Annotated in this window: 12 protein-coding genes; 10 read left to right on the forward strand and 2 right to left on the reverse strand. The window is 62.8% G+C overall.

From position 1 onward, the window contains the following. Window positions 1-242: 242 nt before the first annotated feature. Genes gatC through AC1DX0_RS24075 form a run of 4 tightly spaced genes read left to right on the forward strand, consistent with a single transcriptional unit; the run spans window position 243 to window position 3,384 of the window. A complete protein-coding gene (gene gatC / locus AC1DX0_RS24060; protein ID WP_477357075.1) occupies window positions 243-530 on the forward strand; it encodes an Asp-tRNA(Asn)/Glu-tRNA(Gln) amidotransferase subunit GatC in 288 nt (95 codons plus the stop codon). A gap of 7 nt (window positions 531-537) precedes the next feature. Continuing rightward, window positions 538-993 carry a GNAT family N-acetyltransferase gene (locus tag AC1DX0_RS24065; RefSeq protein WP_477220442.1) on the forward strand — a complete coding sequence of 152 codons (456 nt, stop codon included), beginning with the start codon at window positions 538-540 and terminating at the stop codon, window positions 991-993. Next, a complete protein-coding gene (locus tag AC1DX0_RS24070) occupies window positions 993-2,558 on the forward strand; it encodes an amidase (RefSeq protein WP_477220443.1) in 1,566 nt (521 codons plus the stop codon). Before AC1DX0_RS24065 ends, AC1DX0_RS24070 begins: the two co-directional genes overlap by 1 nt. A 28-nt stretch (window positions 2,559-2,586) precedes the next feature. Then, complete coding sequence (locus AC1DX0_RS24075; RefSeq protein WP_477220444.1) at window positions 2,587-3,384, forward strand: YdcF family protein; 798 nt, start codon at window positions 2,587-2,589, stop codon at window positions 3,382-3,384. Here the strand turns inward: AC1DX0_RS24075 and AC1DX0_RS24080 are convergent. Continuing rightward, entirely contained in the window at window positions 3,357-4,076 is a 720-nt protein-coding gene (locus AC1DX0_RS24080) for a DUF599 domain-containing protein (protein ID WP_027044572.1), read from the reverse strand. The two genes, AC1DX0_RS24075 and AC1DX0_RS24080, sit on opposite strands and share 28 nt — an antisense overlap. Before the next feature lie 173 nt (window positions 4,077-4,249). On the opposite strand from AC1DX0_RS24080, the gene AC1DX0_RS24085 reads away from it, so the two are divergent. From AC1DX0_RS24085 to AC1DX0_RS24095, 3 genes are all read left to right on the forward strand, one after another. After that, window positions 4,250-5,653, forward strand: coding sequence for an L-serine ammonia-lyase (locus AC1DX0_RS24085; RefSeq protein WP_477220445.1), 1,404 nt, complete (start codon window positions 4,250-4,252; stop codon window positions 5,651-5,653). Between the two features lie 78 nt (window positions 5,654-5,731). After that, on the forward strand, window positions 5,732-6,169 hold the full coding sequence (locus tag AC1DX0_RS24090; protein WP_477220446.1) for a DUF1489 family protein: 438 nt from the start codon (window positions 5,732-5,734) through the stop codon (window positions 6,167-6,169). Window positions 6,170-6,445: 276 nt separating this feature from the next. After that, a complete protein-coding gene (locus tag AC1DX0_RS24095) occupies window positions 6,446-7,147 on the forward strand; it encodes a DnaJ domain-containing protein (protein ID WP_477220447.1) in 702 nt (233 codons plus the stop codon). Window positions 7,148-7,193: 46 nt separating this feature from the next. Here AC1DX0_RS24095 and AC1DX0_RS24100 read toward each other — a convergent pair whose 3' ends face one another. Continuing rightward, a complete protein-coding gene (locus AC1DX0_RS24100; protein ID WP_477220448.1) occupies window positions 7,194-8,651 on the reverse strand; it encodes an SPOR domain-containing protein in 1,458 nt (485 codons plus the stop codon). Window positions 8,652-8,939: 288 nt separating this feature from the next. On the opposite strand from AC1DX0_RS24100, the gene AC1DX0_RS24105 reads away from it, so the two are divergent. The 3 genes from AC1DX0_RS24105 to AC1DX0_RS24115 form a co-directional block, all read left to right on the forward strand. Further along, on the forward strand, window positions 8,940-9,269 hold the full coding sequence (locus AC1DX0_RS24105) for a phasin family protein (RefSeq protein WP_172228772.1): 330 nt from the start codon (window positions 8,940-8,942) through the stop codon (window positions 9,267-9,269). Between the two features lie 296 nt (window positions 9,270-9,565). Further along, entirely contained in the window at window positions 9,566-9,895 is a 330-nt protein-coding gene (gene clpS, locus AC1DX0_RS24110; protein ID WP_477357077.1) for an ATP-dependent Clp protease adapter ClpS, read from the forward strand. A 6-nt stretch (window positions 9,896-9,901) separates the two neighbouring features. Further along, a partial coding sequence (locus tag AC1DX0_RS24115) for a Clp protease N-terminal domain-containing protein (protein WP_477357079.1) occupies window positions 9,902-10,415 on the forward strand: 514 nt, incomplete at its 3' end.

Consider the following 10,415-nt stretch of genomic DNA (forward strand, 5'->3'; position numbering starts at 1 on the left):
ATCTGGCATATCGACCGCTTGAGCCAGGCTGTTCCACGGCGAAATTGCGGGCCTTTGCCGCGCTGGAAGACGAGGGCGCATGCAGCATGTGTTCGTCAAGCAAGCGATTGTTCGAGTTGCCCAACCCGTTGCGCCGCCCCAAGGACCGGGCCAGCATCGCTGTATAGGCTTGCTATGATGCATGTTGCGCACCGCGCGCGGCGCCGCTATAGCCCGGATTGGTTTTTCCCCGAGGCAAATACATGTCCGTTGATGTCAAGACTGTGAAGCGCGTCGCGCGTCTCGCCCGCATCGCGGTGAGCGAAGAAGATGCAGAACGCATGACCGGCGAGCTGAACGCCATACTGGGCTTTGTCGAGCAGTTGAACGAGGTCGATGTCTCCGGCGTCGAGCCGATGACCTCGGTGACGCCGATGGAGATGAAGAAGCGCAGGGATGTCGTCACCGACGGCAACAAGGCGGCCRACATCGTCGCCAACGCACCGGCGACCGACGAGAATTTCTTCCTCGTGCCGAAGGTCGTGGAGTAGCGGGCCGATGGCAATCGAGATCGCCATCGAAACGCCGCTGCAGGACGACGTACGCGGCCTGGTCAAGGAACTCAACGAGACCTTGCTGGAACTGACGCCGCCGGAGCATTGTTATCACCTGACGGTCGAGCAGATGGCCGGCCAGGACACGACCGTTTTCATCGCCCGCGACAACGGCATCGCCATTGGTTGTGGCGCGCTGAAGCGCCATGGCGATGCCATTGGCGAGGTCAAGCGCATGTACACACGGCCTTCGCATCGCGGACGCAAGATCGGCGCCAGCATCGTCGAGCGAGTCGAGGCGCTGGCGCGGCAGGACGGGCTGAAGCGGCTGGTGCTGGAGACGGGCGATCGTCATCCCGCCGCCTGGGCCGTCTACGAACGTGCCGGCTTCTCGCGCTGCGGACCGGTGCTGGATTATCCCGATTCCGAGTGGTCGGTTTTTTACGAAAAGAGCCTTTGATGAGCGACCTGACCCGACTGACGATTTCGCAGGCCCGCGCCAAGCTGCGCGGCAAGGAAATCACCGCGACCGAGATCACCGAGGCCTATCTCTCGGCGATCGATCGCGCCAATCCGGCGCTCAATGCCTATGTCGCGGTGACCGGCGACAGGGCGCGCGACATGGCCAAGGCGTCCGACGCCAGGCTGGTCAAGGGCGAGGGTGGGGCGCTGGAAGGCATTCCGCTGGGGATCAAGGACCTGTTCGGCACCGAAGGCGTCCACACTCAGGCTTGCAGCCATGTGCTCGACGGCTTCAAGCCGCGCTACGAATCGACCGTTACCGCCAATCTGTGGGCCGACGGCGCCGTCATGCTCGGCAAGCTCAACATGGACGAGTTCGCCATGGGCTCGTCCAACGAAACGTCCTATTACGGCCCAGTCATCAACCCGTGGCGCCGTTCGCGCCTCGACACGGTGGTGATGCCGACGACGCATCAGGGCGACGGCGGCTTCGTCTCGTCCGGCGGTACCAGGACCCAACGCAGCCTGGACAATGCACAGCTGGTGCCGGGCGGTTCTTCCGGCGGCTCGGCCACCGCCGTCTCGGCGTTCCTGTGCGCCGGCGCGACAGCGACGGACACTGGCGGCTCGATCCGCCAGCCAGCCGCTTTCACCGGGACTGTCGGCATCAAGCCGACCTATGGCCGCTGCTCGCGTTGGGGCATCGTCGCCTTCGCCTCGTCGCTCGACCAGGCCGGACCGATCGCACGCGACGTGCGCGACGCCGCCATCATGCTCAGGTCGATGGCGTCGGTCGATCCGAAGGACACGACCTCGGTCGACCGGCCGGTGCCGGACTATGAGGCGGCGATCGGCAAGCCGATCAAGGGCATGAAGGTCGGCATTCCCAAGGAGTACCGCGTCGACGGCATGCCCGAAGAGATCGAGGCTCTGTGGCAGAAGGGCATTGCCTGGCTCAGGGACGCCGGTGCCGAGATCGTCGACATTTCGCTGCCGCACACCAAATACGCGCTGCCGGCCTATTATATCGTGGCGCCCGCCGAAGCTTCATCCAACCTCGCTCGCTATGACGGCGTTCGCTACGGCTTGCGCGTGCCGGGCAAGGATATCGTCGACATGTATGAGAAGACCCGTGCCGCCGGTTTCGGCCGCGAGGTCAAGCGCCGCATCATGATCGGCACCTATGTGCTGTCGGCCGGCTATTACGACGCCTACTATCTGCAGGCGCAGAAGGTGCGCAACCTGATCAAGCGCGACTTCGAGAATGTCTTTGCCGCCGGCGTCGACGTCATCCTGACGCCGGCGACACCGTCCGCCGCCTTCGGCATTGCCGACGAGGATATGGCCGCCGATCCGGTGAAGATGTACCTCAACGACATTTTCACCGTTACCGTGAACATGGCCGGCCTGCCGGGCATCGCCGTGCCCGCCGGCCTCGACCCCAAGGGCTTGCCGCTCGGCCTGCAGCTCATCGGCAGGCCGTTCGAGGAAGAAACGCTGTTCCAGACAGCCGCCGTCATCGAACAGGCGGCCGGCACATTTCAGCCGGAAAAGTGGTGGTAAGGGTATCGCTCGTCTGAATGGGTGAGCGATGTTCTACTATCTTTCCAAGATATTCGGGTTCTTCATCCAGCCGCTCAACCTGACGATCTTCCTGCTTCTGGCGGGGCTGATTGCCGGGATGATCGGCCGGCGGCGGCTTGCCGTCACCGGCAGTGCCTTGGCGTTTCTGATCCTTGCGCTCTCGGCCTGGACCTCGCTCGGCGCAATGATGCTCAATCCGCTGGAGGAGCGCTTTCAACGACCGCCGCTGCCGCAAAAGGTCGATGGTATTGTCGTGCTCGGCGGTGGCTTCGAGGGCGCCATCAACCTCGTGCGGGGCGGCTATGAATTGAGCAGCGGCGGCGATCGCATGGTCGAGACCGCAATCCTGGCCCGGCGCTTCCCGCAAGCCAAGGTGGTTGTATCAGGCGGTAACGGCTCGCTTTTCCTTGATGGCGAGGGCGACGCCGACACCGCACCCCGCCTGCTTGGCCCACTCGGTGTATCGGCCGATCGACTTATCCTCGAGGACAAGTCTCGCAACACCTATGAAAACGCGGTCTTTAGTCGCCAACTTGTCGAACCGAAGCCGGGCGAGACCTGGCTGCTGGTGACCTCCGCCTTCCATATGCCGCGGGCCAAGGCGCTGTTCGACAAGGCTGGGTTTCCAACCGTTCCATGGCCGGTCGATTATCGAACCTCCGGCAAGGAAGGTGTCGGCTTGTTTCGCGACAATGCGGCCGATTCACTGGAGAATACGACCACGGCGATCCGCGAATGGATCGGGCTTTTCGCCTATTGGCTTTCGGGCCGGATCGATCAACCTTTTCCAGCACCTGGCGGCTGACCGATGACGGCGCGCCGCGCCGCCGAGAAGAACTGGCGCCGCACCAGCACGGCCAGCAGCAGAAGCGTCGACAGCACGAACACCACCGGATCGACGAACCAGCCGAGATAGCCGATCGAGAAGAACACGCCGCGCAGGCCGGAGTTGAAATGCTTGCCGGCCAGCATGTTCATCTGCGTCGCGCGCCAGACAGCCGTTTGCGTGACCGGATTGCGCGAGGCTTCGCCATGCGGGATCGGCACGGCGCCAATCAGGATCGAGCAATAGTTGAACAGCCGGTAGGCCCAGCCGAATTTGAAGAAGGAAAAGGCCAGGATCAGCACCAGCCCCAGCACCTTGATCTGAAAGGCCGAGCGCGACGGCGCGCCGCCGAGCGGCAGGTTGCTCAGCACTTCAAGCACCCGGTCGGACGCCCCGAGCAAGGCAAAGCAGCCGCCGAGCGCGATCAGTGAACTCGAGGCGAAGAAGGCGGTTCCCTGCTGCAGGCCGCTCATGATGGCGGTGTCGACGATGCGGATTTCGCGCTCGGCCATGGTGCGCATCCAGGCCTCGCGCTGCGCATTCATCGCCGTCGTCAGCGACACGCGGCTGACCAGCCTGCCGTCGGAAGCGAGCGTGTGCAGCAGCCACGCGATCAGGAAGAGCGCCAACGCCCCGAGATCGGCCGTGGATAGATAGGAGGAATCACCCATGGGCTGAATTTACCACATCCAGCGCGGTCGCTTCGATGCCGGCTCCCGCGAACGACAGCAATGTCGCTGCCGGAGCAAACAAGGTCGGCAGGTGCTGCGCCGCGATTGCCAAAAGAGCGGAAACATCCGGGGAATTCCTATATGTAGTCCCCGACGCGACTCCAGGAGACAACGTGTTCCTTTCGGTTTTCGACCTGTTCAAGATCGGCATCGGCCCCTCCAGCTCGCACACGATGGGGCCGATGACGGCCGCTGCCCGCTTCCTCGACGAGATCCTCAATGGCGACTGGCCGCGACCGGCCGGTGTCGCGGTGGATCGCGTGGGCGCCAGCCTGCACGGGTCGCTCGCCTATACCGGCATTGGCCATGGCTCGGACCGCGCGGTGGTGCTTGGTCTTGCCGGCCTGACACCGCAGACCGTCGACCCGGATCAGGCTGAGGGGATTGCCGGTCGCATTGCTGCTGAAAAGCGCATTTCGCCTCCCGGCCATCCCTCCTATCGCTTCGACCCGGCCACCGATCTGGTGCTCGACCGCAAGACGCCGCTCACCGGTCACGCCAACGGCCTGGCGTTCTATGCCTACGATGCCGGCGACCGCCTGCTGCTCAAGCGCATCTACTATTCGATCGGCGGCGGCTTCGTGGTTTCGGAAGAAGAGCTGCAGCGGATGAAGGCCAAGGGCTCGGTCACGACCGAAGGCAAGAAAGTGCCTTATCCCTTCAAGAACGCCGTCGAGATGTTGAAGATGGCGGCCAAGAGCGGCCTTTCCATTGCCGAGATGAAGCGCATCAACGAGGAAACGCAGATGTCGCGCGAGGAGCTCGACTCCGGCCTCGACGCCATCTGGGGTGCGATGAAGAGCTGCATCGACCGCGGCCTGTCGCAGGACGGCATCATGCCGGGCGGGCTGAAGGTGCGCCGCCGTGCSCGCATGCTGCATGACAAGCTGCAGGAGCAGTGGCAGCAGAACAAACCCAATCCGTTGCTCGCCAATGACTGGCTGTCGATCTACGCCATGGCTGTCAACGAAGAGAATGCCGCCGGCGGCCGTGTCGTCACCGCGCCGACCAACGGGGCAGCCGGCACGCTGCCGGCAGTGCTGCGCTACTGGCTGCATTTTCATCCCGAGGCCGATCAGCTGAGCATCCGCGACTTCCTGCTGACGGCCGCCGCCGTCGGCGGCATCATCAAGACCAATGCCTCGATCTCGGGCGCCGAGGTTGGCTGCCAGGGCGAAGTCGGTTCCGCTTCGGCGATGGCCGCGGCAGGCCTCTGCGCCGTCATGGGCGGCACGCCCATGCAGGTCGAGAATGCCGCCGAGATCGCCCTCGAACACCATCTCGGCATGACCTGTGATCCGGTCGGCGGGCTGGTCCAGGTGCCGTGCATCGAGCGCAATGCGCTTGGCGCGGTCAAGGCGGTGACGGCCGCGTCACTGGCGATCAAGGGCGACGGCGTCCACTTCGTACCGCTCGACGCGGCAATCGAGACCATGCGCCAGACCGGCCTCGACATGAACGAGAAGTACAAGGAAACCAGCCTTGGCGGGCTCGCCGTTAATGTCGTGGAGTGCTGAGGGGGCTGGCCCAACCCGGCACTGTGGAGAAGTCCGTCAGCCCGTTGACGTCGCGGCGCTCCGGACTAACCTTAGCTGATGGCTCTCAATCTCYTAAAACTGTGCGTCGGCTGCGACAGCGTCGAGGATCTCGAGGAATGGATCGAGTTCCGTCTCGACGAACGGCGCCGGGCCGGTGAACCGGCCGAACACTGGCACACCACCCGCATGGTGCCGACGCGTGGCGCAGAAATCACCGATGGCGGTTCGCTCTACTGGGTGGTCAAGGGCAATGTGCAATGCCGCCAGTTGATCACCGAGATCCGGCCCTTCACCGATGACGAAGGCATCGGCCGTTGCCATCTGATGCTCGATCCGCTGGTCGTGCGCACCGACTGGCAGCCACGCCGGGCTTTTCAGGGCTGGCGCTACCTGAAACCATCGGATGCCCCAGTTGATCTCGGCAAGGGCAAGGCCGGGCTGGTCGAGATGCCGCCGAAACTCAGGCGCGAGCTTGCCGATCTGGGCYTGCTGTAGGCCATCGCTCAGAAGCGTTGCTTGTTCCGGTTCGGGCTTTCCTGGCCCTCCATCTTGCTTCGCACTGGACTTGCAAGCAGCACGGCAACGCCACATCTTGAAATTCATGCGCGATGAAAGCTGTCGAACTCGACAGGAATCGCGGCGTTGGCGGAGCCAGCTCGCATGGCAGACCTCTTGCTGTCCAAGCGAAGGCCATGATTCCGGCGCAGAAAAAGTGTTTGATGAAATGACGCGGCTGTCCAGGCGGGCAGAGAATCCGCGGGGCGGTGGGAAATGTTAGGCGCAATTATCGTCCTGGTCGCATCGCTGCTGGTGCTGCTGATCGCAGCCACGGCGTTTCTTCGCGCCGATCCGGCCAGTCTCGCGAGCACAACCAGAACGTTGGGGCCGATCCTGCTGGCGCTGGTGGGCGGCGCCGTGCTTCTGGTCGGGCGCAGCGGAATAGGCGGTGTCATCCTGTTCGTGGCAATCGGCTGGTATTTCGCCACGCGCACGAACCGGCCTGATGTCAGCTTGGCGCCGGGAAAACGCTCAACGGTGCGGACGGCAGCGCTCGAAATGGAGCTGGATCACAATACGGGCGGCCTCGAAGGGCTGGTTCTGGCCGGCCGCCATGACGGCAAGATGCTTGGCGCGATGGGCCTTGCGGAGTTGCAGCATCTTTACCGCGAACTCTCCGGCGATGCGGAGAGCCGCCAACTGCTAGAGACGTATCTTGACGGCAGATTTCCCGTCTGGCGCAAAAACACTGAGACGAACGGTGGCGAAGGGCTGGGTGTTGCGCCAGGTCCGGGCGCCATGACTAAGGAGGAGGCCTACAAGGTCCTTGGTCTTGAAGCGGGGGCCGCCGCGGCGGATGTCCGCAAGGCGCACCGCCGCCTGATGCAGCGCCTGCACCCCGATATCGGCGGCACGTCTTTCCTGGCGGCGCGAATCAACGAAGCCAAGGACGTCTTGCTCTCCAATCACAACTAGTCTCCTTCGACGCAAAAAATTTCCGGGAGATCGCTTCCACGTCGTCCTATTGCTGGACGGCGTAGCACTCGATTTTCTTCTTCTTCAAAGCGGTACAGGCCTTCCAGGCGGCGTCCTTCGAACCGAAGCCGCCGAAGCGGGCGCGGTAATAGGTGACCCCATCCTTGTCGAAGGCGACGGTGAAGCCTGAGGCATCCGCCAGCACCTTGGGCGCCTGCTTGGTGGTCTTGTCGAGGAATGCCTGGGCTTCCGACTGCTTCGGCGAGGAGGCTACCTGGATGGCCCAGCCCGACGGCACCGACGCGGTGTTGACCGGATCGACAGTTGGCGTCGGCTCGACAGCCGTCGGCGTCGGCTCGGCATAGGCAGCCACGACCTGTGCGGTGGCCACCTTCGGCGCAGCGACGATGACGGTCTTCACCTTCTTTGCCGGGACAACCAGCTTGGGTGCTTCGGCCTCGGCGCTCTCTTCATCATCACCTTGATCATCACCCTGCGCGACAGTCGCGTCTTCGGCGACGGCTGTGTCGTCGGCGCTGGCCACCGCCACCGGCTTGTCGTCCGGGGTCGGCGCGTCGTGCTTGGGCAGGAGAACCTTGGCAAGCGCCTTGATCGGATTGCTGCTGCTGTCTGCCCTGGCAACCAGATCGCCACCACCGCGGGTCGAGGCCCTCGGCATGTAGGTGTTGATCAGGTTCGCCATCTGGTTGTCGCGGCTGCCGCCCGAGGTGCCGCCCATGACAACGGCGACGAGCCGGCGGTTGCCGTCATTAACCGACGAGACGAGATTGAATCCCGAGGCGCGGGTGTAACCGGTCTTGATGCCGTCGACGCCCTTGATGCGTCCGAGCAGCCGGTTATGGCCGTTGATGCGCTGGCGGCCATAGAGAAAGGAGCGCTGCGAGAAATAGCCGTAGTACTGGGGAAAATGCTCCCGTAGCGCGATGCCGAGCGTGGCCATGTCCCGCGCGGTGGTGAACTGGCCGGGRTCAGGCAGGCCGTTGGCGTTGCGGAARACGGTSCCGTTCATGCCCAGCGCGCGTGCTTTGGCGGTCATCATGCGGGCGAAGTTGGATTCATTGCCGCCGAGCATTTCGCCAAGCGCGGTCGCCGAGTCGTTGGCCGACTTGGTGACAATCGACAGAATGGCGGTGTCGACCGTGACCGAACCGCCCGGCTTCACGCCCAGTTTCGTCGGCGCTTCGGCCGATGCATGGGCCGAAAACACGACCTGGCTGTTCCTGCTGATCCTGCCCTTCGCCAGAGCTTCGAATGTCAGGTAAAGTGTCATCATCTTGGTCAGCGACGCCGGATAACGCCTGCCGTTGGCATCCGCSGAATACAGCACCTTGCCGGTCTTGGCGTCCACGACAATGGCTGCCTGCCGCGCTGCCAGCGACGAAGCGGCATCGGCAACAACGAATGTCATCGCCATGGCGATGATCATGATCGTTTTGAGATGGGACGCGGATTTGGAAACGATGCCCGACAACGCCTGACGCACTGGTAGTTCCTTTGAAATTTCTCGTTGCTCCGGAGGCGGCAAAGGGGTCCTGCCTCACTTCCAGCCAAGCTAGCCGGGCAGCGTTACCAATCCGTTTATGGTAACCGCCGCGTTCACCATTTTCTTCGGGCTTGAAACGCACTTTATTTGATTTTTAGCCATTGCCTGCGCAGGCGGGCTCCGCACGCCGGCGAAATATTGACTTTTGTGCGGCGCACAATATATTAAGGTGCATTGCACAAGGGCGCCCCCGAAGAAGGACGCCTCAACCGTCAAGGGAATCGTGAAATGACCCAGACCTATGAGGACTTCAGCAAATACGGCAAGGACTTCGCCGACACCGGTTTGAAGAGCTTCGCTTCGCTGTCCAAGGGCGCTCAGGCCATCGCCACCGAAGCCGGCGAATACACCAAGAAGAGCTTTGAGGCCGGCAGCGCCGCCGTCGAGAAGCTGTTTTCGGCCAAGTCGCTGGACAAGGCGATCGAGATCCAGTCCGACTACGCCAAGCAGTCCTACGAGGCGTTCGTCGCCGAGGCCACCAAGATTGGCGACCTCTATGCCGAACTCGCCAAGGAAGCCTACAAGCCGTTCGAATCGATCGTTGCCAAGGCGAAGTAATTTCGCCTAGGCGAAGTGATCTTCGCCTGACAATTTCAAATCCGGCCTCTTGGGGGCCGGACAAACCCGGTCGCGGAAGCGCGGCCGGGTTTTTTCATGTCAATTTCGGGTTCGCGACGGCGTAGCGCTTCACGATTGCGAAAATCAGCCAAGTTTGGGCACCTAGCCATATTGTCAGCTAACCWRAAGGGCTTAAAATCGTCCATCGAACACCTACATGTCGAACTCGCATGGGGATTCGAAAGAGGCAGGAWTACGTGACKWYMGGTTTGACTGCCACGASACRAGTGGYGCGGATGGMAAACGGCGGCGGCGACGGCAATGAGGCCGGYCGYGGKACSGCYGTAATCACGCGCACCAAAACCAARACCAAGAAGCCCAGCCTCTACCGGGTCCTCATCCTCAACGACGACTACACTCCGATGGAGTTCGTGGTTCACGTGCTGGAGCGTTTTTTCCAGAAGGACCGCGAAGCCGCCACACGCATCATGCTTCATGTTCACAATCATGGAGTGGGCGAGTGCGGGGTCTATACATTCGAGGTGGCCGAGACCAAAGTGTCTCAGGTCATGGATTTCGCCCGACAGAATCAGCATCCGCTGCAATGCGTGATGGAGAAGAAGTGAGGTAACATGCCGGCTTTCTCCCAAGGCCTGGAAAAGGCGCTTCACCAGGCGCTGACGCTCGCCAATGAGCGGCACCACGAATACGCAACCCTTGAACATCTGCTGCTCGCGCTCATCGACGACACCGAGGCGGCCGCCGTCATGCGCGCCTGCAACGTCGATCTCGACGAGCTCAAGCACACTGTTCTCACCTATATCGACACCGAGCTCGACAATCTGGTCACCGGATACGACGAGGATTCCAAGCCGACCGCCGGCTTCCAACGCGTCATACAGCGCGCGGTGATCCATGTGCAGTCGTCGGGCCGCGAGGAAGTGTCGGGCGCCAATGTGCTCGTCGCCATCTTCGCCGAGCGCGAGAGCCATGCCGCCTATTTCCTGCAGGAACAGCAGATGACCCGCTACGACGCGGTCAACTACATCTCGCACGGCATCGCCAAGCGCCCCGGCGCATCGGAAACGCGCTCGCCGCGCGGCGCCGATGACGAGCAGGGCGGCCAGAACGGCGCCGAGCCACAGG

The organism is Mesorhizobium sp. P3_A9, from assembly GCF_056402975.1.